The 23,678-nt window shown below is 69.8% G+C and carries 20 protein-coding genes and 1 pseudogene; 16 read left to right on the top strand and 5 right to left on the bottom strand.

All coding sequences use genetic code 11. The features are described 5' to 3' along the window. Window positions 1–10: 10 nt before the first annotated feature. Window positions 11–796 (bottom strand): GntR family transcriptional regulator, encoded by a 786-nt coding sequence (locus tag HC031_RS22105; protein ID WP_167927298.1) that lies wholly within the window; start codon window positions 794–796, stop codon window positions 11–13. Window positions 797–1,752: 956 nt separating this feature from the next. Here HC031_RS22105 and HC031_RS22095 point away from each other — a divergent pair. After that, the gene (locus HC031_RS22095; protein ID WP_167927296.1) at window positions 1,753–2,343 is read left to right on the top strand and encodes a carboxymuconolactone decarboxylase family protein; all 591 of its coding nucleotides are present in this window, start codon (window positions 1,753–1,755) and stop codon (window positions 2,341–2,343) included. A gap of 200 nt (window positions 2,344–2,543) precedes the next feature. Here the strand turns inward: HC031_RS22095 and HC031_RS22090 are convergent, their stop codons facing one another. Then, complete coding sequence (locus tag HC031_RS22090; RefSeq protein ID WP_167927295.1) at window positions 2,544–3,251, bottom strand: DivIVA domain-containing protein; 708 nt, start codon at window positions 3,249–3,251, stop codon at window positions 2,544–2,546. Between the two features lie 506 nt (window positions 3,252–3,757). On the opposite strand from HC031_RS22090, the gene HC031_RS22085 reads away from it, so the two are divergent. From HC031_RS22085 to HC031_RS22065, 5 genes are all read left to right on the top strand, one after another. Beyond that, window positions 3,758–4,519 (top strand): DeoR family transcriptional regulator, encoded by a 762-nt coding sequence (locus HC031_RS22085; protein ID WP_167927294.1) that lies wholly within the window; start codon window positions 3,758–3,760, stop codon window positions 4,517–4,519. Between the two features lie 95 nt (window positions 4,520–4,614). Beyond that, on the top strand, window positions 4,615–5,985 hold the full coding sequence (locus tag HC031_RS22080) for an ABC transporter substrate-binding protein (RefSeq protein ID WP_167927293.1): 1,371 nt from the start codon (window positions 4,615–4,617) through the stop codon (window positions 5,983–5,985). A 61-nt stretch (window positions 5,986–6,046) separates the two neighbouring features. Continuing rightward, window positions 6,047–6,982: a carbohydrate ABC transporter permease gene (locus tag HC031_RS22075; protein WP_338090772.1), complete on the top strand. Its 936-nt coding sequence runs from the start codon at window positions 6,047–6,049 to the stop codon at window positions 6,980–6,982. Next, window positions 6,979–7,782 carry a carbohydrate ABC transporter permease gene (locus tag HC031_RS22070; protein ID WP_167927292.1) on the top strand — a complete coding sequence of 268 codons (804 nt, stop codon included), beginning with the start codon at window positions 6,979–6,981 and terminating at the stop codon, window positions 7,780–7,782. Before HC031_RS22075 ends, HC031_RS22070 begins: the two co-directional genes overlap by 4 nt. Beyond that, window positions 7,779–8,777, top strand: a complete 999-nt coding sequence (locus HC031_RS22065) for a zinc-dependent alcohol dehydrogenase family protein (RefSeq protein ID WP_167927291.1) — start codon at window positions 7,779–7,781, stop codon at window positions 8,775–8,777. The genes HC031_RS22070 and HC031_RS22065 overlap by 4 nt, the downstream gene beginning before the upstream one ends. Before the next feature lie 154 nt (window positions 8,778–8,931). On the opposite strand, the gene HC031_RS22060 is transcribed toward HC031_RS22065, so the two are convergent. Beyond that, window positions 8,932–9,777, bottom strand: a complete 846-nt coding sequence (locus HC031_RS22060) for a dienelactone hydrolase family protein (RefSeq protein ID WP_167927290.1) — start codon at window positions 9,775–9,777, stop codon at window positions 8,932–8,934. A 74-nt stretch (window positions 9,778–9,851) separates the two neighbouring features. On the opposite strand from HC031_RS22060, the gene HC031_RS22055 reads away from it, so the two are divergent. From HC031_RS22055 to HC031_RS22040, 4 genes are all read left to right on the top strand, one after another. Beyond that, the gene (locus tag HC031_RS22055; protein ID WP_167927289.1) at window positions 9,852–10,844 is read left to right on the top strand and encodes a GlxA family transcriptional regulator; all 993 of its coding nucleotides are present in this window, start codon (window positions 9,852–9,854) and stop codon (window positions 10,842–10,844) included. Window positions 10,845–11,129: 285 nt separating this feature from the next. Continuing rightward, window positions 11,130–12,293 (top strand): IS110 family RNA-guided transposase, encoded by a 1,164-nt coding sequence (locus HC031_RS22050; RefSeq protein WP_338090771.1) that lies wholly within the window; start codon window positions 11,130–11,132, stop codon window positions 12,291–12,293. Between the two features lie 195 nt (window positions 12,294–12,488). Beyond that, window positions 12,489–12,839: a helix-turn-helix transcriptional regulator gene (locus tag HC031_RS22045; RefSeq protein WP_167927288.1), complete on the top strand. Its 351-nt coding sequence runs from the start codon at window positions 12,489–12,491 to the stop codon at window positions 12,837–12,839. A 56-nt stretch (window positions 12,840–12,895) separates the two neighbouring features. Continuing rightward, window positions 12,896–13,900, top strand: a complete 1,005-nt coding sequence (locus HC031_RS22040; RefSeq protein ID WP_167927287.1) for a hypothetical protein — start codon at window positions 12,896–12,898, stop codon at window positions 13,898–13,900. Between the two features lie 139 nt (window positions 13,901–14,039). Here HC031_RS22040 and HC031_RS22035 read toward each other — a convergent pair whose 3' ends face one another. Continuing rightward, a complete protein-coding gene (locus HC031_RS22035) occupies window positions 14,040–14,576 on the bottom strand; it encodes a cell division protein SepF (RefSeq protein ID WP_167927286.1) in 537 nt (178 codons plus the stop codon). A gap of 298 nt (window positions 14,577–14,874) precedes the next feature. On the opposite strand from HC031_RS22035, the pseudogene HC031_RS22030 reads away from it, so the two are divergent. Further along, window positions 14,875–15,243: pseudogene (locus tag HC031_RS22030) on the top strand (hypothetical protein); the annotation flags it as partial. A gap of 268 nt (window positions 15,244–15,511) precedes the next feature. Beyond that, the gene (locus tag HC031_RS22025) at window positions 15,512–17,890 is read left to right on the top strand and encodes a HelD family protein (protein ID WP_167927285.1); all 2,379 of its coding nucleotides are present in this window, start codon (window positions 15,512–15,514) and stop codon (window positions 17,888–17,890) included. Window positions 17,891–17,912: 22 nt separating this feature from the next. On the opposite strand, the gene HC031_RS22020 is transcribed toward HC031_RS22025, so the two are convergent. After that, entirely contained in the window at window positions 17,913–18,590 is a 678-nt protein-coding gene (locus HC031_RS22020; RefSeq protein WP_167927284.1) for a DUF1345 domain-containing protein, read from the bottom strand. 259 nt (window positions 18,591–18,849) lie between these two features. On the opposite strand from HC031_RS22020, the gene kdpF reads away from it, so the two are divergent. The 4 genes from kdpF to HC031_RS21995 are packed head-to-tail and all read left to right on the top strand — an operon-like array spanning window position 18,850 to window position 23,674. Next, complete coding sequence (gene kdpF, locus HC031_RS22010; RefSeq protein WP_338090770.1) at window positions 18,850–18,978, top strand: K(+)-transporting ATPase subunit F; 129 nt, start codon at window positions 18,850–18,852, stop codon at window positions 18,976–18,978. Continuing rightward, window positions 18,979–20,637 carry a potassium-transporting ATPase subunit KdpA gene (gene kdpA / locus HC031_RS22005; RefSeq protein ID WP_167927282.1) on the top strand — a complete coding sequence of 553 codons (1,659 nt, stop codon included), beginning with the start codon at window positions 18,979–18,981 and terminating at the stop codon, window positions 20,635–20,637. Between the two features lie 20 nt (window positions 20,638–20,657). Next, window positions 20,658–22,817: a potassium-transporting ATPase subunit KdpB gene (gene kdpB, locus HC031_RS22000; protein ID WP_167927374.1), complete on the top strand. Its 2,160-nt coding sequence runs from the start codon at window positions 20,658–20,660 to the stop codon at window positions 22,815–22,817. Between the two features lie 2 nt (window positions 22,818–22,819). After that, window positions 22,820–23,674 carry a potassium-transporting ATPase subunit C gene (locus tag HC031_RS21995; protein ID WP_167927281.1) on the top strand — a complete coding sequence of 285 codons (855 nt, stop codon included), beginning with the start codon at window positions 22,820–22,822 and terminating at the stop codon, window positions 23,672–23,674. Window positions 23,675–23,678: the final 4 nt, after the last annotated feature.

The raw sequence follows: 23,678 nt of genomic DNA, 5'->3' as shown, positions 1-23,678 counted from the left end.
TTCCTCCAAGTCAGACCTCGGACGGTGCTGCGGGCTCCGTTGCGGTCGACTCGACCTCGTAGTCGTCGATGACCATGATCCGGTCGGCCGGCCACACTGATTCTGAGACTTCGAGGATGCTGCCGTCCTCGGCGCGAGCCGCGTGGATGACATGCATAACCGGTGCGCCTGTCGGGAGTTCGAGGGCGGCGGCCTCTTCGGCCGTCGGTAGGCGTGCGACCCAGTGATCGCGTGCGGTGGTGTATCGCTTGCCGCTCAGCTCCTCGATGCACAGGAACAGGCCCTTGGGCACGACGGTCGGCTCTTCGAGGAACGTGCCACCAGCGATCTCCAGCGGGATGTAGCTTGCGCCGATCTCCTCGGGCCGGCCGGTTTCCTTGCTGTAAAGGTGACGGCGTCGGACGACCACCTCGGTGCCGGATTCAAGATCCATGACTGCGGCGATCTCCGCCGGAAGGGACGCCCTTCCGGCGAACACGATCTCGTGTCGAAGGTGCGAGGTGAGGAGCTGATGGTCTTTGCGGGCGCGGCCGTAACGATCGCGTGACCTGCGCTGCAACCGCCGGCTTTCGCGGACGAACGTACCGACCCCGTGCCGCGACTCGATCAGGCCCTCGGCTCGCAGTACCGCCATGGCGCTCCGCAACGTAATTGGGCTGACCCGGAAGCGCTCGGCGAGGGCAGTCTCGGCAGGGAGACGGTTGTCGGGCTTGAACTTGCCGTCGCCGATGTCACGGCGGAGTTGCGCCGCGATCTGCAGGTACTTGGGTGCCTTGGCACCGAGGTCGTCACTCATGGCCTGTCCCATCCTGGGCGCTGTCCTATGAAGGACTACTCGTGTTGAACACCGTACCGGTATTCGATGGCGTCATCTGAAACTCAAGTCCTATAGAGGACTTGAGGACCTAGATGGCATCGACATACGGTCCTGTACAGGTCGCAAGGAGCTACCGCTGGAGACCGGGGAGCGGGTGTCGTCGGCGCATCGCGGGTGACGGTCCACGGCGGTAGGGGTACCGATCGCTGGTGCAGCTATGGCATCAGTGCCATTCGAGCTCGTGTCGTAATCGCAACATCGTTGCAGAGCGTCGCCGCAGTGGAGATAGAGCGTCGCCACTGTGGTGACCGAGTCGATCGCGGGGATCAAGGGCTGAGGCGAAACATGGGTTATGGCTTGATCGCAGGGATCATCGCCGCGTTAGCGGTTGGCTTTCTTGCCGGGCTCGTCACGTACCGCCAGTCACGTTGCTGGTGCGTCATATGCGGCGCGACACTCCGGTGCCCCGCCGGATGCGGCCAGGGCAGGAGCCTCCCATGACGACACTGCACGTACCGCTACGTCCGAGCTGGGCTTGTGCCGTTTGTTACCAGTCCTGGCCGTGCCTCAGCCGGCGGCGTCAATTGATTGCCGAGTACGACCGCGCCCCGGCCTCCCTGTCACTGCTCATGTCGTCCTACGTCGTCGAGGCAGCCGACGACCTGCACGACGCGCCGGCCGGGACGCTGCATAACCGATTTCTCGGCTGGCTGTCCCGTCCATCGGAAAGGTGCGAGCGATGACGATGCCGTGCGCCGTTGACCGCCGTGACACCTCGTCGCTCACACCGGCGCAGTTGAGTGCGGCAGCGAGATGAGTTAGTGGGTACAAATCGGTCGGTGTGGAGTCGCAGGGACCATTGCCCGCTTGGCCTGCACCGACACCGGCGCGGCTGGCGCCTTCTCGCGGTCGCGGTTCGGGTCTATGGTCGGCGGATGAGCTGGATTCGGACGCCGCCCGACGATGGTGCCACCGGAGAAGTGGCGGCTGTTTACGACCGCGACCGGGAAACTCTCGGCTACGTCGCCAACTACACGCGGGTCTTCGCCAACCGACCGGCGGTGCTGGAGGCGTGGCGCGCCCTCAATGGCGCAATCAAGGCGTCGATGGATCCGCGCCGTTACGAGTTGGCCACCGTCGCAGCGGCACTCCGGCTGCGGTCGAGCTACTGCTCACTCGCCCACGGCAAGGTGCTCGCCGAGCAGTTCGACGGTCCGGCAGCCGTCTCGACCATCGTCACCGCACCCGCTGCGGCCACATTGGCACCGGTTGATCGGGCGGTCATGGCGCTGGCGGACAAGGTGGCCGCCGGAGCGGCCCACATGACCGAGAACGACCTTGCCGAACTCCGCGACCTCGGTGTGGACGACGGGGACATCCTCGACGTCATCCTCGCCGCAGCGGCCCGCTGCTTCTTCAGCAGCGTGCTCGACGCGGTGGGCGCCGAGCCCGACGCCGCCTTCCACTCCCTGGACCCAACGATCCGCGATGCGCTCACGGTCGGTCGCCCCATAGCCCAAACCTGAACGGCGACCCGCCACTCCCAGAATGCCGCCGATCCGCACGTTCATCGGCATGTATACCCACCACCGCACCGTGCTGCCGTGCTCAGACGCAGCTGTGCGCGGCCCGGCAAGTGGCGGGGGCGCTGGAGCCTTACACGTCGCGGGGACAGCAGGTCTCCGCGACGTGTAGGGCGGCCGTTGCGGGGCTCCCGGCCCTGGCGTCACACGGATCCGGACGCGGTCGACGTTTCGGGCGCCGGCTGGTCCCGTACCACGGACCTGTCCGACATCTCCGCGCGAGGAGAGTCGAACTCACCGGTTACCTGGGGCTGGTCGACCCAGAGGGCGCGCAACTGACCCTGCATGAACGCCGTCAGCCGAGCCCGGTACTCGCGGTCGAACCGCTCCAGAGCCTCGATCTGCTGCTGCAGGGCCTCGCGCCTGAAGGCCAGGCTGCCCACGACGTCGTCGTAGCGCCGCTGGGCCTGCTGCTTCAGCTCCAGCGCGTACTCCTCCGCCTTGGCCGCTATCGTCGCCGCCTGCGCCCGTGCCTTCGCCACGATGGTGTCGGAGTCCCGCTGCGACTCCTCCACGCGCGCCCGGGCCTCCCGCGCCGTTTGCTCGGCGGCCTCGCGCGCCGCGCCGAGCACCTTGTCCGCCTCATGCCGCAATTTGTCAGCGTGCACCTCGGCGTCGTGGACGATCTGCTCGGCGGCCGCCAGCGCATCCGCGCGGATGTTGTCCGCGCGCCGCTGCGCGTTCTGGACATACTCGTCAGCCGTGCGCTGCGCCATGGCCAGCACTTGAACGGCCTGGTTCGGGTGGCCGGGCTCCAGCGCGACCCGTGGAGGCTCCAGGACGGTGATGTCCGGAGTCACCCTTCCGTTGAACATCGCTGTGACACCATCCTTGATCCGGTTGTCTGTCACGGATCGCCTCCGTAAGTTCGGGCACGTACGCGCGGCTTCCCGCCGACGGGACGTCGTTCCCGAGCGAGCAGACGTTGGGCGTTTCCGTTGTCAGCCCTGCGCCACGGAGGGGATACGGCCCAGGATTGGCCGCACGTTACCAAGCTGAGCACGGCAAACGCGGGATTGAGTGCGGTGTGTCGGTGGCAAGGCGATCACCGATCGTCCCGTGTGGTCGTCCCCGCCCGTGACCATCACGCGGGGTGCCCCGTTGTCGCGTGGCCCTCCATTCGCCCACACGGGAGAACCGGGCGCTAACCGGGCGCGAGGCGTGCCCGATCGGGCATGCGGTTCATGTCGTGTTGCCCGCATTGTGGCGATTCGAGCCCTCACCGCGGACTGTCCGAACGGGCAAAAGCAGGCGAGGATGATCTCCCTGTGAGCCCACTCACATCGTCGTACAGATGTTAGACATTTGGTCACCGATCAACGCCGGATGACGGCGCGGCGCCGGAGGGAGGTGCGGGGTGAACACGGAGGAGCGACAGCACCGGATCCTGAGCCAGGCCCGCCGGGACGGCGCCGTCGACGTGGCCAAGCTCGCCGCCGACCTGGCGGTGGCGCCGGAGACCATCCGGCGTGATCTGCGCGTGCTGGAAAAGCACGGGCTGGTCCGGCGCACCCACGGCGGCGCGTACCCGGTGGAGACCGCCAGGTTCGAGACGACCCTCGCCATGCGGACCACGCGTCAGGTACCCGAGAAGCGGCGGATCGCCGCGGCAGCCGCCGAACTGCTCGGGGACGCCGAGACGGTCTTCATCGACGAGGGGTTCACGCCGCAGTTGATCGCCGAGGCGCTGCCGACCGACCGGCAGTTGACGGTGGTCACGGCGTCGCTGAGCACGGCAGCGACGCTGTCGACCTCGACCTCCAACACCGTGCTCCTCCTCGGCGGGCGGGTACGCGGCCGCACCCTCGCCACCGTTGATCACTGGGCCACCAGGATGTTGGCCGGCTTCGTCATCGACCTGGCGTACGTCGGCGCCAACGGAATCTCCCGGGAACACGGACTGACCACCCCCGACCCGGCGGTGGCGGACGTGAAGTCGCAGGTCGTCCGGGTCGCCCGCCGCCGGGTGTTCGCCGGCGTCCACACCAAGTTCGGGGTGAGCACCTTCTGCCGGTTCGCGGAGGTCACCGACTTCGACACGATCGTGACCGACTCCGCGCTGCCCGCTCTGGAGGCGCACCGCTATTCGCTTCTCGGACCCAACGTGATCCGGGTATGACCGCGCCCGGCTGACCGGGCGACACCACCAGTCCGCTCATCGTTCACACCCACCACCGTTCCAACACCCCCACGTGGAGGTCTGCTGTGCGAAAAATGGGGAGAAGAAGGCGCTCCGCGCCCGCCTTAGCGTTCCTGGCCGGCGCGGCCACGGTCGCCCTCGCGCTCAGTGGCTGCTCGGGCGCCGGCGATACCGGTTCGGGCAGCGGTAGCGACAAGACCATCACAGCGCTGATGGTCGGCAACCCGCAGATGGAAGACATCGCCAAGCTCACGGCCGACAACTTCACCAAGCAGACCGGCATCACGGTGAAGTTCACGATCCTGCCCGAGAACGAACTGCGCGACAAGGTGACCCAGGACGTCGCCACCCAGGGCGGGCAGTACGACGTGGCGACGATCGGCGCGTACGAGGTGCCGATCTGGGCCAAGAACGGCTGGCTGCACGAGCTGTCCAGCTACGCCGACTCCGACAGCGGTTACGACAAGGGCGACCTGCTCGATCCGATGGTGAAGTCACTGTCGGGCGAGGACGGCAAGATGTACGCCGCTCCGTTCTACGGCGAGTCGTCGTTCCTCATGTACAACAAGGACATCTTCGCCGCGAAGGGCCTGACGATGCCGGAGCGGCCCACCTGGCAGCAGGTGGCGGACCTGGCCGCCAAGGCCGAGGACAAGACGGCCGGCGTCGCGGGCATCTGCCTGCGCGGCCTGCCCGGCTGGGGCGAGATGTTCGCCCCGCTCACCACGGTGGTCAACACCTTCGGTGGCACCTGGTTCGACAAGGACTGGACCCCGAAGGTCAACGCGCCGGAGTTCACCGACGCGGTGAAGTTCTACGTCGACCTGATCCGCCAGCACGGGGAGTCCGGCGCATCGCAGGCCGGGTTCACCGAGTGCCTCAACACCTTCGGCCAGGGCAAGGCCGCGATGTGGTACGACGCCACCTCGGCCGCCGGTACCCTCGAGGACCCCAACGCGAGCAAGGTCGCCGGCAAGGTCGGCTACGTGTACGCCCCGGTCGTGAAGACCAAGTCCTCGGGCTGGCTGTGGGCGTGGGCCTGGGCGATGCCCAAGACCACCAAGAAGGCCGACGCCGCCTGGAAGTTCATCTCCTGGGCGACGAGCAAGGACTACGAGAAGCTGGTCGGCGAGAAGCTGGGCTGGTCGCGGGTGCCGGCCGGCAAGCGGAAGTCCACGTACGACATCCCGCAGTACACGGACTCGGCCAAGGCGTTCTCCGACGTCACGCTCAAGGCCATCGAGGAGGCTGATCCGGTCAACCCCGGCGTGCAGCCGCGGCCGACGGTCGGCGTGCAGTTCGTCGACATCCCGGAGTTCGCCGACCTCGGTACGAAGGTGTCCCAGGACGTCGCCGCGTGCATCGCGAACGGAACACCGGTCGACCAGGCCCTCGCCAACGGCCAGAAGCTGGCCGAGGACGTCGCGAAGAAGTACCGGAAATAAGGGCAGTGGGCGCGCCGCCGCACGGTGGCGCGCCCCACCACCGGATGGGAGGGCCGGGTACGTGACTCAGGCGATTGCCACCGGCGCCGCGCCGGCCGGTGCCCGCGCGGTGACGCAACCGAAGCGCGCCGACGCGCGGGACCGCTGGGCACGCCGGCTGCCGCTGCTGCCGGCACTGATTTTCGCGATCATCGTGACGCAGGTGCCGTTCCTCGTCACGCTCTATCTGTCCACGCTCGGCTGGAACGCGCTGCGTCCCGGCGAGCGCCACTTCGTGGGTCTCGCCAACTATGCCAGCGTCCTCACCGACGCGCGGCTGCGCGCCGCGCTGGTCAACACGATCGTGCTGACGGCCGGCGCGGTACTCGTGTCACTGCTCCTCGGCCTCGGCCTGGCTGTCCTGCTCGACCGCAGGTTCCCCGGCCGGAGCGTCGTGCGGACGCTGCTCATCACGCCGTTCCTGGTGATGCCGATGGCCGCGGCGCTGCTGTGGAAGCACGCCATCTACAACCCGGCGTACGGTCTGATCAATGGCCTGCTGGGTGGGCATACCGACTGGGTGTCCAGCTACCCGATGGTGGCCGTGGTGGCGACCCTCGTCTGGCAGTGGACCCCGTTCATGATGCTGATCCTGCTGGCCGGGCTGCAGAGCCAGAGCGAGGAGGTCCTCGAGGCGGCCCGGGTGGACGGCGCGTCGGCGCGGCAGGTCTTCACCCACATGACGCTGCCGCACCTGCGGCAGTACCTGGAGCTGGGCGCCCTGCTCGGCTCGATCTACCTGGTGCAGACGTTCGACGCGGTCTTCACCATCACCCAGGGTGGCCCGGGTACGGCGACGACCAACCTGCCGTACGAGATCTACCTGACCACGTTCCGCAAGTTCGAGTACGGCGAGGCGGCCGCGGCCGGGGTCGTGGTGGTCATCGGCACGATCGTCGTGGCCACGTTCGCGCTGCGGGTCATCTCCAGCCTGTTCCGGATGGAGGAGGGGCGATGAGAAAGGCGGCCTGGACGGTCACCGCGTGGGCGGTCGGCATCGTCTTCGTCTTCCCGGTGCTGTGGATGGTGCTGACCGGGTTCAAGCGGGAGCAGGACGCGGCGAGCAACCCGCCGGCCTGGCTGTTCCACCCGACGCTGGACCAGTACCGGCAGATCTTCGGCCGCAACGTCACGCCGTACCTGCTGAACTCACTGATGGCCAGCGGGTTCTCCACGCTGCTGGTGCTGGTGCTGGCCACGCCGGCGGCGTACGCGCTGTCGATGCGGCCGGTCGGCAAGTGGCGCGACGCCCTGTTCTTCTTCATCTCCACGAAGATGCTGCCGGCCGTCGCCGCGCTGCTGCCGATCTATCTCGTGGTCAAGCAGTTGGGGATGCTCGACAACATCTGGACGATGGTCATCCTCTACACCGCGATGAACCTGCCGCTCGCGGTGTGGATGATGCGCTCGTTCCTGTTGGAGGTGCCGCGCTCGGTCGTCGAGGCGGCCGCGGTCGACGGCGCCGGGCTCGGACTGACGATCCGCAAGGTGATCGGGCCGATCGTGTCGCCCGGAATCGCCGCCACGGCGTTGATCTGCTTCATCTTCGCCTGGAACGAGTTCTTCTTCGCCGTCAACCTGACCGCCACCCGATCCGGTACGGCGCCGATCTTCCTGGTCGGGTTCATCTCCTCGGAGGGGCTGTTCCTCGCCCGGCTGTGCGCCGCCGCGACGCTGGTGTCCCTCCCCGTGCTGCTGGCCGGCTGGCTGGCGCAGAACAAGCTGGTACGCGGACTGTCAATGGGAGCCGTCAAATGAAAGCAGCCGTCATCGTCGAGCCCGGTCTAATCGAGATCCAGACCGTTCCGGATCCGACGCCCGGCCCACGGGACGTGGTCGTCCGCGTCGCCGGCTGCGGGATCTGCGGCACCGACCTGCACATCATGGACGGCGAGTTCGCGCCCGCGTACCCGATCGTGCCCGGCCACGAGTTCGCGGGTGAGGTCGTCGAGGTGGGCGCCGACGTCACCGAGGTGCGCGTCGGCGACGCGGTCGCCGTCGACCCGTCGCTGCACTGCGGAGAGTGTTACTACTGCCGCCGGGCCCGCGGCAACCTGTGCGAGAACTGGGGCGGCATCGGCATCAGCGTGCCGGGCGGCGCCGCCGAGTACGCGCTCGCGCCGGTGAAGAACTGCTACCGGCTGCCGGCCGGGGTCGCCGTCGCCGACGCGGCGCTCATCGAGCCGCTGTCGTGCGCGGTACGCGGCTTCGACGTGCTGCCGCGCCGGATGGCCGACCACTACCTCATCTACGGCTCCGGCACGATGGGCCTGATGATGATGGAGCTGGCGAAGCGGGCGGGGGCGGCCAGCGTGTCGATGGTCGACCTCAACCCGGAGCGGCTGGCGACGGCGAAGCTGCTGGGCTGCACCGCCGCGGTGACGAGCGCCGACGAACTGGAGGCGCCGCGCGGCTGGGACGTCGTCATCGACTGCACTGGCGTCGAGGCGGCCATCTCCGACGGGCTGCGGCGTGTCGGCCGGGGCGGCACGTTCCTGCAGTTTGGCGTGGCCGACTACGGAGCGCGGGTGACCGTCGAGCCGTACAAGATCTATAACCAGGAGATCACGATTACGGGCTCGATGGCGGTGCTGCACAGCTACGAGCGGGCCGGCGAGCTGTTCGTCGGCGGCGTGTTGCGGCCCGAGGTCTTCATCAGCCACCGGTTCCCGCTCGAGGCGTACGCCGACGCCCTCGCGCAGTTCCGGGCCGGCGTCGGCCGCAAGGTCCAGGTGGGGCCACCGACCCCGTGACAGCCGTGCTTACTGAGTGTGTCCCTATTGCCGTGGCCAGCCGGGTGGTCACCGTGCGAGGCATGTCACACGAACGGGCTCGTCAGCGCAGAGTCGCGGTCGGGCGTGAGCGCCCGCCCGCCAAGAACCGCGCGGAATGCGGCATGAGAGTACGTCAATGCGTCTCATGCCCCCTTGGATCGTCGTGGCCGAGCCGTTCGGCCAGGAAGGCCAGGATCTCGTCTCGGGCGCGCAGTGTGGGGTGTCCCTGCTGGTCGACGAGATGGGCTGTGACGACGCTGTGGGGGCAGCCGACGACATCACGGAAGAACGGGGGTGGCTCGGGGTTGGCCGTCTCGCCCGGGACGACGCGTCCGTCGAACGCGTCGCCGAGGAGCGCCCGGTAGGCGGCGAACCGTTGGCCGGTGCACCACCGGTCGTTGTCGAAACGGTAGGCGAGCACCGTCAGCCCATCACGCTCGATGCGCTCGCGCACCATCGCGGCGTCCTCGTCGCTGATCTCCAGCCCGGCGGGGTCGTCCAGTGGCAGCGAGGGATGGTTGACCACAGGCGCGATGACGGCCGGTTCGAGTGTCATGGTGAGCGCGAAGTTGCCGGTGAAGCACAGCCCGATCGCTCCCACGCCGGGCCCGCCGCACTCGGCCAGCGCCGTCCTGGCCAACCCGCGAAGCCAGGCCGTGATCGGGCTTGTGCCGCCACCGGCGAACGCGCGGAACTCGGCGCTGACGCAGGCGCGGCGGACGACCTTCTCCCCGTCGGCGGTGCTGGGGAAGGCGCCGTCGATACCGAACAGCGACGGAAGGTAGACCGTGAATCCCGCGTCTCGAATCCAGCGCGCCAGGCGGGCGACGTCCGGGCTGATGCCGGGCATCTCCGGCATCAGCACGACAGCCGGCCCGGACCCGCCGACGTAGACGGTCTTGGTGACGCCCTCGATGTCGATAAGCCGTGTCGAGAAGTCCGCGAGAGCGTCGTCCGCTTGCGGTTCAGTGATCGCCATAGCCGTATCGTCGGGCGGGAGTGTCTGGTTCGGCCAGGGGCGAGATCGCCACATGTCCGGGTAATCTCGCCACCATGGTGACCCCGCTTCGTGTCGGTGTGCTCGCGTATCCAGGATGCTTCGCGTCGGAGGTCTTCGGGGTTCCCGACCTCCTCACGATGGCCTCGCACATCGCCGCGGCCAACGCGACCAGGGATCCGCTGTACGACGTGTCGATCCTGTCGCCGCGGCGGCGCGTGGTCGCCTCCGGCGGTGTGGCGATCACAGTCGTGCCGGTGCGGCAGGTCGATGTCCTCGTCGTACCCGGGTTCGAGCTGTGCCCCGGACTCGACCTGCACGCGACGCTCACGTCGCTCGGTCCGGAGATCGAAACCATCAGGTCCAGCTCGCAATCGGGAGTCGCGCTGGTGTCGATCTGTGTCGGCGCGTTCCTGCTGGCCGACGCCGGCCTGCTTGACGGGCGAGAGTCGACGACCGCGTGGCTGTTTGCCGACCGGCTGGCAGACCGTTGCCCCGGCACCGACGTCAGACCGGAGAAACTCGTCGTCACCGACAGCGGGGTGACCACGACAGGCGCGTTCAGCGCGATGTACGACTTTGCCCTCGGCCTCATCCGCGAGCACAACGGCAACCGCGTCGCCCGCGCCACCGCGCGTGTCGCGCTCGTCGACGACGCGCGGTCGAGCCAGGCTCCGTACGTCGACGCGGAGCTGTTGCCGGCCACCGGCAGCCAGTTCTCGCAAGGCGTCAAACGCTGGCTGGACCAGAACGTGCGCGAGCGCTACGACCTCGGGCTGCTCTCCGCGACGTTCCACGTCAGCACACGAACCCTCCTGCGGCGGTTTCGCGGCGAGACCGGCCAGACCCCGCTCGGATACCTGCAGGCGCAACGGGTGCGCACGGCGAAACACCTGCTCGAGGCCACCGAGCGGACAGTCGCCAGCATCGCCGCCGATGTCGGCTATCGCGACCCCGGGACGTTCAGCGCCGTCTTCACCCGCCTGACCGGGCACCGGCCGCGGGACTACCGCGCGACGTTCGGGGGAAGCGCAGAACCCATCTCCTGACGAACCGAAGCACAACGTCCACCCATCGGCAGATCCGGTCGTCTCCAGCGCGCTGTCAGCGGCTACTTATCTACTGGTGTTACGACCGCAGCCCGGCCAGGCTAGGTCGAGGTGACCGGCGGGATAGCTCTCTCATCGGCTGCCCGCCGTAGGTTGGTGTGGCTCTCTTTTGGCATGCGCCCCGCCGGTCACCGTGGCGCGGAGAGGCTCCAGAGGGGTTTGCCCAGCTCAAAGTAGCGATGCCCTCCTCGCCGACATCAGCTCAGTCTGATCGAGGAGGGCACCGTGCGGCGTGTGATCATCGGGATGGATCCACACAAACGCTCGGCCACCATCGAGGTCATCGACGACCGCGAGAAGGTACTGGCCCAGGGCCGGTTCGGCACCGACACCGTCGGCTACCAGGCGATGCTCAAGGTCGGCCGAACGTATCCGGATCGCACCTGGGCGGTGGAAGGCTGCAACGGCATCGGCCGCCACATCGCCCAGCGCCTGGTCGCCGACGGCGAAACCGTACTCGACGTGCCGGCGAAACTGTCCGCTCGGGCCCGGGTGTTCGCCACCGGCCAGGGCCGCAAAACCGACCCCGTCGACGCCCACTCAGTGGCCGTGGTCGCCTTACGCACCAACGGTTTGCGGCAGGTCGCCGTCGATGACACCACCGTGGCGCTGCGACTATTGGTCGACCGCCGCGACGGCCTCGGCCGGGCCCGCACCGAGACCATCAGCCGGCTGCACCACCTGCTGCTGGAGTTGGTGCCGGGCGGGGCAAAGAAGTACCTGTCCGCACCCCAAGCCCGCGCACTACTCAACACGGTCCGCCCCCGCGACATCGTCGGCCGCACCCGCCGCCAACTGGCCTCCGAGCTCATCACCGAACTCGCCGTCATCGACAAGAAGATCAAAGCGGCCAACGCGCAGCTGACCGAACTCGTCACCACCACCGGCAGCAGCCTGCAAGAACTCAACGGCATCGGCCCGTCCGGTGCCGCCCGGCTACTCGGCGACATCGGTGACATCACCCGCTTCGCCAGCCGCGGCCACTTCGCCTCCTGGAACGGCACCGCACCGCTGGACGCCTCCTCCGGCGACCAGGAACGCCACCGGCTCTCGCGCGCCGGCAACCGGCGCATCAACCGCGTCCTGCACATCATGGCCATCGTCCAACTGCGCAACGACACCGAAGGCCGCGCCTACTACCGGCGCAAACTCGCCGCCGGCAAAACCCCCATGGAAGCCATACGCGCCCTCAAACGCCGACTGTCCGACCTGGTCTACAAGCAGATGATCAGAGATGCCAACGCGGCGAGGACGGGCCCGGGAGGACAAGCGGGAGCGGCTCTTCAATCCAGCGCGGCTGACCCAATTCCCAAGGTCAGCTCTTCGGAACAGTCACTTCCCGGACCCGCCGACACCCACCCTAGAACACTCCTCCTCGCCGCCTCTTGACACAGAGGGGAGCCATGAGCGGATGCTGAGCTTCCACGCCCCGATGCGCCGTGGATCGAGCCTCCATCCGGGGGCACCGCCGTCGGCGTGTCGCTGGGACAAGGTTCCGGATGCGGTGACGACGCATCTGTATCCGGGTTGTGTCCGGCGGTGGCAATCTTCCGTCATACCTTCGCAGCCGATATATTGGCTCGCGTGGAGACCCCGCTGCGAGAACCCACGTTCTTGATCCTCACGGCCCTGGCCGGCGAGCCTTTGCACGGGTACGGCTTGATCGCCGAGGTGGACCGGCTGTCCGGCGGCCACATCTCGCTGCGACCCGGCACGCTGTACGGGGCGCTCGACCGGCTGGTCGACGCCGGCCTGGTGCGCGTTGACCACGAGGAGATCGTCGAAGGCCGGCGGCGCCGCTACTACCAGCTCACCGAGCCCGGCGGCGAGGTGCTGGCCACCGAAACCGAACGCATGCGCCGCAACGTCGATGCCGCAACCGCCCGGTTGCGCGCCATCCAGGCCGCGCCCCGCCTCAGTGGAGGGGTCGCATGAGCCCGGCGGAACGCCGGCGTGACCGCCCGGAAGGGCAAAACCAGGGAGGCTCGACCATGACCGATCTGGAACGCCGCTATGCGCGCTGGACGGCGCTGTTCTATCCGGCCGACTATCGGCGTGAGCGTGGTTCGGAGTTGGTGGACACCTACCTGTCCCTGGCCACGCCCGACCGCAAGAGACCTTCGGCCGCCGACGTCGCGGACCTCGCGGCCGGTGGGCTGCGCCAGCACCTGCGGATCGCGCAAGGCCTCGGTCCCGGTTTCCGGCTCGCCGGCCTGCTCGCGCTGGCCACGCTAGCCGCGTTCGCGACCGGGTGGGCGATCTTCGAGGCGGTGGCGTCCACGGCACCGTGGTTTCCGCAGCGCGGGCCTTTCCTGTCGCTCGGCGTCCCAGCGTGGGCAGCCTGGTTGCTGGCCGTCGTCGTGCACGTTGTCGCGCCCGGCCGGTGGTTCCGGTGGGCGGTCGGCCTCGCCGTGCTGGTGACTGCGGGAAGCGTCGTGCTGGCTGCGATGGTGACCGGAATGCACCGGCCGCCGCTGTTCGTGCTGCTGCCCCAGCTCGTGCTCGGTATCGTCGCGCTCGGCGCGATAGGATGGCAACCCTGGTGGGTTCGGCTGATACCGCTCGCCGCCGCGGCAGCGAGCGTGCCGGTCGCCGCCAGCACCGCGCCGCGCTTCGTCTTCTCCGGCGGCTACTACTACGATGCCGCCGCAACGGCATTGCCGGCGGCTGCGGTGACACTGCTGATCGGCGGGGCGCTGCTCGCGCTCGGCCTGGCCGCCCGGCACGACTACCGCGGCGTCTGGGCGCTGCTGATCCTGCTCACGCCGATCGGAATGCTGGCATTGAACTCGCTCGGTGCGATGCTCGACGACAGCGGCCCCGGCAGGCCCGTCACCCCGGCGTGGTCATCCATGGTGGCCGCGTCCGTGCTGGTATTGGTGGTCGGCCTGCTTTCGATGCCGCTGGCAATCGCGGCGCGGGGCCGACTGTCGTCAGGCGGCCGGGACGGGCCCGGGAGGACACCGGGGACCGGTTCTGCAATCCAGCGCGGCTGACCCAATCCCCACGGTCGGTTCTCTGGAACAGTCACTTCCCGGGCCTGCCGACACCCACCTAGAACACCCCTTCTCGCCGTCTCTTGACGTAGAGGGGAGCCAGATGAGTGCACTTCGGTCCTAACGGGGACACACCAAGTTAGGACTGGTCGAAGAAGTCGCCGCTGGTCGACGGCGCCCGGTCGCCGGACAGGATGCCGGTGCCCAGCGGCGAGAGCAGGAAGACCCCACGGGCGAGGCGGTGGATGCCGCCGCGCCGGCCGAAGATCAGGCCGGCTGCGAAGTCGACGATACGGCGCGCGTCCGGATCCTCGAGCCCGGACAGGTCGATGACCACCGGGATGTCCTGGCGGTAGTACTCCCCGATGGTCCGGGCGTCGCGGAAGCCGCGTGCGTGGATCGTGGCGATCTGGAAACTGTCGGCCTCCGCGTCCCCGGCGCTGTCGCGCTCGGGTGCGCTCCGGGGCGTCCGCGCGTCCCGGGGGTCACGTGCGGTCCGCCGGTCCAGCGCGGGGCGACGCCGGTACCGCTGGCCGGCGGGCCGGCCCGGGTCGTCGGAGTAGTGACTGTCGGCGGAGTAGCGGCCGTCGGCGTAGTCGTCTTCGACGTCGGCGTCCAGGTCGTCGTCGTCCTCGGCAAGGCCGAGCCAGGCGCCGGTCCTACGAAGCGATCCCATGCAACGTCCTCTCGCTCGTGCCGTGCCCGTCCCACTGACGTCGGCGAGTGGCCCGTCCGGTGAGCGCCGGGTGCGCCTGCAGCGAGGTTTTTCGACGACAGCCGATGGGCGGCTCTCTGACGGTACGCCGAAACGGCCCTCTACGTGCGGCAACGCGCCGGTGTCGCAGGCGGTGTTCAGCCGGCCACGGCCGCGAGGTTTCGCCCGGATTGCCAGGGGCAACCAGTCAGATTGCCAGGGGCAAGCAGACAGGTGGTACCCCCGGCGGTAAGAGATCGAGTGTGGTGAGGTGAGCGACGTGGGCGACCCCCAGGACCGGAACTCCGCGCAGCGCGGCGCCGAGGAGGCGCTCGACCAGCGAGGACTGTACGGCCCCGGCTACCTGGACGAGATCACCGAGCCGGAGGACGAGGCACGGCAGGCAAGGGAGGCGGCCGAACGTGACGACGTGGCCGACCACCCGATCGACCCGCAGACCTACCGCGACGGCGGACCGACCGAGACACCGGGCATGGTGACGACGACCGGCGGTAAGGCCGGCCCGGCGAGCGTGCACCGCGCCGCACGGCAGGGGCCCGGCGTGGCCCCGACGACCACGGGCGACGCGACGAGCGGGGGTATGGGCACCCCGGTGGGCGGCGGCACCAGCGACGCCACGACCGCCGGCAGCGTCGGCGGCTCGCTCGTCGGCGGCTCGGACACCGACCCGGACCGCGCGTACAACCCCGAGGAGGGCGCCGGCGCCGACCGGACCGGCGGCGGTGAGTACGGCGGCTGAGGCGAGGACTCCCGGTCGGACGCGCGGCCGGCAATCAATTGCCGTGCATGAATGTCACCGGAGCGCGGTGGACACGCTATCTTTGGTGGTTCGGGCATAAAAAAAGAACGGCGCAAATGCCGTTCTGTCGCCAAAGAATAGTGGACGGGGAGTCAGTTTGTCAAGCGCTGGCGGCGTTCGGGCCGACCATCCGGAGCTGGGCCGGGAGCAGGAATACGTATCGAAGCTGTACCGGCGGCTCGACGAGCTGCGGGCGCAGTCGTCGGAGCGGCTGGACACCGCGCTGCGGGCGACCGGCGGCACTCCGCAGGCGCGCTCGGAGCGCGAGACCGCGATCACCATGTACACCGACCAGCTCGCCCACCTGAGCGCGGTCGAGAACGGCCTGTGCTTCGGCCGGCTGGACTTCGACTCCGACGAGCGCCGGTACATCGGCCGGATCGGCATCTTCGACGACGACGGCGACTACGAGCCGCTCCTGATCGACTGGCGGGCGCCGGCAGCCCGCCCGTTCTACCTGGCGACGGCGGCCTCGCCCGAAGGCGTCACGCGGCGCCGGCACATCCGCAGCCGGAACCGGACCGTGGTCGGCCTGGACGACGAGGTGCTCGACCTCAACGCCGCCCGGCCCGGCGCCCATGAAGAGGTCACCGGCGAGGCGGCGCTGCTCGCCGCGCTCGACGCCCGCCGTACCGGGCGGATGAAGGACATCGTCGAGACCATCCAGGCCGAACAGGACCGCGTGATCCGGTCCGAGCCGGGCGGCGTGCTCGTGGTGCAGGGCGGCCCGGGCACCGGCAAGACCGCCGTCGCGCTGCACCGCGTCGCGTACCTGCTCTACACGTACCGCCAGCAGCTCTCCACGCGGGTGGTGCTGGTGGTGGGACCGAACGAGACGTTCCTGCGCTACATCTCCCAGGTGCTGCCGTCGCTGGCCGAGACGGGCGTGCTGCTGTGCACCCTCGGCGACCTGTACCCGGGCATCACCGCCCGCCGGCTCGAGCCGCCGGAGGTCGCCGAGATCAAGGGCCGGGAGGTCATGACCGAGGTGCTCGCGGCCGCGATCCGCGACCAGCAGCGGGTGCCCGACAAGTGCTTCGACCTCGCCATCGACGGGGACGTGCTCCGGCTGGACCGAGCCGTCTGCGAGGACGCGCGAGCGGTGGCGCGGCGCTCCGGAAAGCTGCACAACCTGGCCCGCCCCATCTTCGACACCGAGATCATTCACGCGCTGTCGCTGCAGCTCGCCGACCGCATCGGCAGCGACCCGTACGCCGACGACCCGCTCGGCGGCGACGACGCGCCCGGCGACCCGCAGATCCTGGCCGAGGCCGACCTGGCCGAGATCCGGCGCGAACTGCGGGAGGAGCCGGAGATCCAGGCCGCGCTGGACTGGATGTGGCCGATCCTCACCCCGCGGCAACTGCTCCGCGGCCTGTACGCCTCCGACGACCGGCTCGCCACGGCGGCGCCGCAGCTGACCGAGGCCGAGCGGGCGCTGCTGCGGCGCGAGCCCGGCGGTGGCTGGTCCCCGGCGGACGTGCCGCTGCTCGACGAGGCGGCCGAGCTGCTCGGCGAGGACAACCGGCCGGTCGACGCCCTCGCGGAGAAGCGGCGGCGGGCCCGGATCGCGTACGCCGAGGGCGCATTGGAGATCATGTCCGGCTCGGCCTCGCTCGACTTCGAAGACGAGGCCGAGTCGGAGATCCTGGCCGCCACCGACCTGATCGAAGCCGAGCGGCTGGCCGACCGGCACGCCGAGGAGGCCCGGCTGACCCCGGCCGAGCGCGCCGCCGCCGACCGCAAATGGGCCTTCGGGCACATCGTCGTCGACGAGGCGCAGGAGCTGTCGCCGATGGCGTGGCGGCTGCTGATGCGCCGCTGCCCGAGCCGCTCGATGACCGTGGTCGGTGACGTGGCACAGACCGGTGAGCTGGCCGGCACCACATCCTGGCAGCGTGCGCTCGAGCCGTACGTGGACCACCGCTGGCGGCTGGCGGAGCTGAGCGTCAACTACCGCACCCCGGCCGAGATCATGGCGGTCGGCGCCGAGGTGCTCGCCGGCATCGACCCGTCGCTGCGGCCGCCGCGCTCGGTACGGCACAGCGGGGTCGAGCCGTGGCGCCTGCGGGTGGAGCCGACCCGGCTCGACGAGTGCCTGGTCGACGTCGTCTCGCGGGAGGTCGCCGAGGTGGCCGACGGCAGGATCGGGGTGATCGTGCCCGCCGGACGCGAGTACGAGCTCGGCCGGTCGGTCACGAAGGCGCTGCCCGAGGCGGCCGTGGGCGACCAGCCCGACCTGGAGCGCCGGGTCGTCGTGCTGACCGTACGGCAGGCCAAGGGCCTGGAGTTCGACTCCGTCATCGTCGTCGAGCCGGGGCTGATCGCGGCCGAGTCCCGGCGCGGACGCAGCGACCTGTACGTGGCGCTGACCCGGGCGACGCAGCGCCTCGGCGTGCTGCACACCCGCCCGCTGCCCGCCGCGCTGGAGGGGCTGCGGCCGCTGGCCGCCGGCGAGCCGAGTCGGGCCGGCTGAGGGACGGGGCCTGGTGGCCGGCCTACTTCGTCAGCCCGGCCACCAGGTTGATCGTCAACGCGATGATGACCGTGCCGAACAGGTACGACAGCAGCGCGTGCCGCAGGATCGTGGCGCGGATGGCGGAGGCGTTGACCTCGGTGTCGGAGACCTGGAAGGTCATGCCGACGGTGAAGGCCAGGTAGGCGAAGTCGGAGTACCGGGGCTTGGCCCGGTCGTGGAAGTCGATCCCGCCGTCGCCACCCTCGTAGTACATCCGCGCGTACCGCAGCGTGAACACGGTGTGGATCACCGACCAGGAAAGCACGACGCTCGCGATGCCGAAGCCGATCTGAACGCCGCGCTGCAGACCGCCGCCCGACCCGCTCTGCACGATCACGAAGCCGATCGCGGCGAGGCTGACCACGGCCGCCGAGAGCAGGACGGCGTCCGAGGCGGCCCGGGTCGGGTCCTCCCGCTCGGCGTGCCGGGCGGTCTGCTGGCCGTCCAGGCGCCAGATGCTCAGCCAGACCCAGAGCACGAACGTCACCGCCGCGACGTCCCACCCGGTCAACGGGGCCAGCGCCACCGGCAGGACCAGCGGTGACAGCGCGGCCACGACGACGCCGACCGCGCCCGCGACGGCCACCCGCCGCCGGGCGGACACACCGTGCCCGGTGCGCCCGCCGCTGTCGCGGCTCTCTCCGGCTTCGCGCAACATCGTGACGGTCTCCAACGGTGATCGACGTACGGCCACGACCCATGTGCCCGGTAACCCGGGCGCATCAAACACTGTCGGTTGGCGGCCCGCGGGTGGTTTCCGGTCGACCGGTTCGGTGAGTTGTTCCCGACGGGGGCGCGCCGACGCGTCCGCCGGGGCCGGAACCTGGAGTGTCCGACATGGCCGACGTGCTCTTCGTGCTGTTGACGGTCGCCGTCTTCGCCGTAGCGGCGCTGGTGCTGCGCGCGGTGGAGCGGCTGTGAAGACAGGTGGAGCGGCGGTGAAGACAGGAGGCGAGATGAACGCCGAGAACCTGGCGGGTCTGATTGTCGCCGTGGCGCTGCTGGGGTACCTGGTCGTGGCGCTGCTGTTTCCGGAGCGGTTCTAGGTGGGCTCGACGGGCGCGGGTGCGCTGTTGATCGTCTCCCTGGTGGTCGCGCTGGCGGCGGCGTACCGCCCGGTCGGCGACTGGCTGTACCGGGTGTTCACCGGGCGGCGGCACTGGCGGGTGGAGCGCGTCATCTACCGGCTGGTCGGGGTCGACCCCGACGGCGAGCAGAACTGGGGCGGGTACGCGCGGAGCGTGCTGGCCTTCTCGGCGGTGTCGGTCCTGTTCCTGTACGCGTTCCTGCGGCTGCAGAACCGCCTGTGGTTGTCGCTCGGCCGGCCCCCGGTAAAGCCTGACCAGGCCTGGAACACGGCGGCCAGCTTCGTGACCAACACCAACTGGCAGTCGTACTCCGGTGAGTCCACGATGGGTCACCTGGTGCAGATGGCCGGCCTGACGGTGCAGAACTTCTCGTCGGCGGCGGTCGGCATCGCGGTGGCGGTGGCGCTGGTGCGCGGCTTCGCCCGGGGCCGCACGGGGCGGCTGGGCAACTTCTGGGTCGACCTGGTCCGCGTCTGCCTGCGGGTCCTGCTTCCGGTCGCGGTGGTCGGCGCGCTGGTGTTCGTCGCTGCGGGCGCGGTGGACAACCTGTCGGCCGGCCACGACGCGCACACCCCCGCCGGCGCGGCGCAGCGCCTCCCCGGTGGGCCGGTGGCCAGCCAGGAGATCATCAAGGAGTTCGGTACGAACGGCGGCGGCTTCTACAACGCCAACAGCGCCCACCCGTTCGAGAACCCGACCTCCTGGACCAACTGGCTGCAGATCTTCCTGCTGCTGGTCATCGGGTTCTCGCTGCCCCGGGCGTTCGGCCGCATGGTCGGCGACAAGCGGCAGGGGCTCGCGATCGCGCTCGTCATGGCCGTCCTGGCGCTCGGCAGTGTCATCGCGATCAACGGTTTCCAGCTCGCCCACCGGGGCACCGTGCCGCAGGCGGTGGGCGCGGCGACCGAGGGGGTCGAGGCCCGGTTCGGCGTACCGCAGTCGGCGACGTTCGCGGCCGCCACCACGCTGACCTCGACCGGCGCGGTGGATTCCGTGCACGACTCGTACACCGCGCTCGGCGGCGGGGTGGCGATGGCCAACATGATGCTGGGTGAGGTCGCGCCGGGTGGGACGGGCTCGGGGCTGTACGGCATCCTCGTGCTCGCCGTGATCACGGTGTTCGTGGCCGGCCTGATGGTGGGGCGGACCCCGGAGTACCTCGGTAAGAAGATCAGCGCGCGTGAGATCAAGTTCGCGTCGCTGTACTTCCTGACCACGCCGGGGCTGGTCCTCGTTGGTGCGGCGGCGGCGATGGCGCTGAAGGCGGCGCGGGTGTCGATGCTCAACACCGGCCCGCACGGACTGTCCGAGGTGCTCTACGCGTACACCTCGGCGGCCAACAACAACGGCTCGGCGTTCGCCGGTCTGAACGCCGACACCGCCTGGTACAACACGACCCTCGGCGTGACGATGCTCCTCGGCCGTTTCGTACCGATGATCTTCGTCCTGGGCCTCGCCGGGGCGCTCGCGGCGCAGCGGCCCGTACCGGTGTCGGCCGGCACGCTGCGGACCCACCAGCCCCTGTTCGCCGGCATGGTCGTCGGCGTCGTCCTGATCGCCGTCGCGCTGACCTACCTGCCTGCCCTCGCGCTCGGCCCCCTCGCCGAAGGCCTGTGACCGATGGAGTGCGGTTGACCATGTCCATTGCCGCTCAGCAGTCGCCACGGGTGGCCCAGCCGCCACCGCCGCACGGCCCCACCCGGGTGCGCGGCGGCCTGCTCGACCCGAAACAGCTCATCAGGTCGTTCCCGGACGCGCTGCGCAAGCTCAACCCGGCCGCGCTGTGGCGCAACCCGGTCATGTTCATCGTCGAGATCGGATCGGCGTTCACCACCGTTCTCGCGATCGTGCACCCGACAGTGTTCGCGTGGCTGACCACGTGCTGGCTGTGGCTGACGGTGGTGTTCGCCAACCTCGCCGAGGCGGTCGCCGAGGGCCGTGGCAAGGCGCAGGCGGAGACGCTGCGCCGGGCGAAGAAGGAGACCGTGGCCCGACGGCTGCGGGACTGGACGCCCGGTGCCGAGCGCCCCGACGAGGAGGCCGTACCGGCGCAGTTGCTGCGCCTCGGCGACATCGTCGTGATCGAGGCGGGCCAGACCATCCCGGGCGACGGGGACGTGGTGGAGGGCATCGCCAGCGTCGACGAGTCGGCGATCACGGGTGAGTCGGCGCCGGTGATCCGGGAGTCCGGTGGGGACCGGTCGGCGGTGACCGGCGGCACGAAGGTGCTGAGTGACCGGATCGTCGTGCGGATCACGCAGCGGCCGGGGGAGAGCTTCATCGACCGGATGATCGCCCTCGTCGAGGGCGCCAACCGGCAGAAGACGCCCAACGAGATCGCGTTGAACATCCTGCTCGCGGCGTTGACGATCATCTTTCTGCTCGCGGTCGCGACGCTCCAGCCGCTGGCGGTCTACTCGAAGGCACAGACCCCGGCCGCGCCCGACAACGCGGCGCTGACCAGCCACGGGGTGACCGGCGTCGTGCTGGTGTCGCTGCTGGTGTGCCTGATACCGACCACGATCGGGGCGCTGCTGTCCGCGATCGGCATCGCGGGCATGGACCGGCTCGTGCAGCGCAACGTGTTGGCGATGTCCGGTCGCGCCGTGGAGGCCGCCGGCGACGTCAACACGCTGCTGCTGGACAAGACCGGCACCATCACCCTGGGCAACCGGCAGGCGCGTGAGTTCACGCCGGTGGACGGGGTGGACGAGAAGGCGCTGGCCGACGCCGCGCAGTTGGCCAGCCTGGCCGACGAGACGCCGGAGGGGCGCTCCATCGTCGTGCACGCCAAGCAGCGGTACGGGCTGCGCGAACGGCAGGTCAACTGCGCGACGTGGGTGCCGTTCACCGCGCAGACCAGGATGTCGGGCGTCGACCTGACCGAGGGCGCCGGGGTGGTGCGCCGCATCCGCAAGGGCGCCTCCAGCGCGGTCCTGAAGTGGGTCCGCGACCACGGCGGGCACACCAGCGACCACGTCGCGATGGTCGTCGACGGGGTCAGCGCCAGCGGCGGCACGCCGCTGGTGGTGGCCGAGGCGCGCAGCGGCGAGCCGGCCCGCGCCCTGGGAGTCATCGATCTCAAGGACGTGGTGAAGGCGGGGATGCGGGAGCGGTTCGACGCGATGCGGCGGATGGGGATCCGCACGGTGATGATCACCGGTGACAATCCGCTGACCGCGCGGGCGATCGCGGCCGAAGCGGGGGTGGACGACTTCCTGGCCGAGGCCAAGCCCGAGGACAAGATGGACCTGATCCGCCGGGAGCAGGAGGGCGGCAAGCTGGTCGCGATGACCGGTGACGGCACCAACGACGCCCCGGCCCTGGCGCAGGCCGACGTCGGGGTGGCGATGAACACCGGCACGTCGGCGGCCAAGGAGGCCGGCAACATGGTCGACCTGGACTCCGATCCGACCAAGCTGATCGAGATCGTGCAGATCGGCAAGCAGTTGCTGATCACCCGGGGGGCGCTGACGACGTTTTCGATCGCCAACGACATCGCCAAGTACTTCGCGATCATCCCGGCCATGTTCGCCGCGGTGTATCCCGGCCTGGACCGGCTCAACGTCATGCGGCTGGCCAGCCCCAGCTCGGCGATCCTGTCCGCGGTGATCTTCAACGCGCTGGTCATCGTCGCGTTGATCCCCCTCGCCCTGCGCGGGGTGCGGTACCGGCCCAGCAGCGCCGCGGCGCTGCTGCGGCGCAACCTGCTCGTCTACGGCGTGGGCGGGATCGTCACGCCGTTCGTCGGCATCAAGCTCATCGACCTGGCCGTCCACTTCCTGCCCGGGGTCTGACCATGCGCCTACCGCACTGGCTGTCGCGGCACGTGGCCGCGCTGCGGGTACTGCTCGTGCTCACCGTGCTCACCGGTATCGCCTACCCGCTCGTCATCGTCGCCGTCGCCCGGCTGCCCGGCCTGTCGTACCACGCCGACGGGTCGCTGGTACGCGCGCGCGACGGCAGGGTCGCCGGCAGCCGGCTGATCGGGCAGTCGTTCGCCGCTGCCGGTGGTGCACCCCTCGCGCAGTACTTCCAGTCGCGGCCGTCGGCGGCCGGCACCGGCAACGGCTACGACCCGACCGCGAGCGGCGGCTCCAACCTCGGTCCCAACGACGTCGTCGACCACGGCCCGGGCAGACCGAGCCTGCTCACGCAGGTCTGCGCGCGCAGCCGCGCCGTCGGTGAACTGGAGGGCGTCGACGGCCGCCGGCCGTACTGCACGCCGGACGGGGTCGGCGCCGTGCTGGCCGTGTTCCGCGGGGAGCACCGTGTGGTCAGCCTCAACCAGCCCTGCCCCACGGAACCGTTCATCGCGACCTACGCCCACGTGCCCGTCGAGTGCGCCCGGACCGGCGAGGACTACGCCCGGGGCGTCGTCACGCCGGTGCGCGGCGACGCGCCCGCCCACCCGGCCGTACCCCCCGACGCGGTCACCGCCAGCGGCAGCGGCCTCGACCCGGACATCAGTCCGGCGTACGCGAGGCTGCAGGTCGCCCGGATCGCCAGGATCCGTGGCACTACCGTGGACAACGTGGTGAGACTGGTGGACCGGAACACCACCGGACGGGTGCTCGGCTTCCTGGGGGAGCCGGCCGTCAACGTCGTCGGCCTCAACCTCGATCTCGACCGGGCGTACCCGTACCGCGGATAGGGGG

The sequence above is a fragment of the Planosporangium thailandense genome (assembly GCF_011947195.1).
In the GTDB taxonomy this organism is placed as follows: Bacteria; Actinomycetota; Actinomycetes; order Mycobacteriales; family Micromonosporaceae; genus Planosporangium; species Planosporangium thailandense.
This window is presented reverse-complemented; position numbering and strand designations above follow the sequence as displayed.

Bases quoted from the DNA above. Each gene is read 5' to 3' on its own strand.
- HC031_RS22020 (WP_167927284.1), bottom strand. From the start codon at position 18,590: ATGTTGCGCGAAGCCGGAGAGAGCCGCGACAGCGGCGGGCGCACCGGG.
- HC031_RS22105 (WP_167927298.1), bottom strand. From the start codon at position 796: ATGAGTGACGACCTCGGTGCCAAGGCACCCAAGTACCTGCAGATCGCG.
- HC031_RS22055 (WP_167927289.1), top strand. From the start codon at position 9,852: ATGGTGACCCCGCTTCGTGTCGGTGTGCTCGCGTATCCAGGATGCTTC.
- HC031_RS22095 (WP_167927296.1), top strand. From the start codon at position 1,753: ATGAGCTGGATTCGGACGCCGCCCGACGATGGTGCCACCGGAGAAGTG.
- kdpB (WP_167927374.1), top strand. From the start codon at position 20,658: ATGTCCATTGCCGCTCAGCAGTCGCCACGGGTGGCCCAGCCGCCACCG.
- HC031_RS21995 (WP_167927281.1), top strand. From the start codon at position 22,820: ATGCGCCTACCGCACTGGCTGTCGCGGCACGTGGCCGCGCTGCGGGTA.
- HC031_RS22060 (WP_167927290.1), bottom strand. From the start codon at position 9,777: ATGGCGATCACTGAACCGCAAGCGGACGACGCTCTCGCGGACTTCTCG.
- HC031_RS22070 (WP_167927292.1), top strand. From the start codon at position 6,979: ATGAGAAAGGCGGCCTGGACGGTCACCGCGTGGGCGGTCGGCATCGTC.
- HC031_RS22065 (WP_167927291.1), top strand. From the start codon at position 7,779: ATGAAAGCAGCCGTCATCGTCGAGCCCGGTCTAATCGAGATCCAGACC.
- HC031_RS22080 (WP_167927293.1), top strand. From the start codon at position 4,615: ATGGGGAGAAGAAGGCGCTCCGCGCCCGCCTTAGCGTTCCTGGCCGGC.
- HC031_RS22040 (WP_167927287.1), top strand. From the start codon at position 12,896: ATGACCGATCTGGAACGCCGCTATGCGCGCTGGACGGCGCTGTTCTAT.
- HC031_RS22035 (WP_167927286.1), bottom strand. From the start codon at position 14,576: ATGGGATCGCTTCGTAGGACCGGCGCCTGGCTCGGCCTTGCCGAGGAC.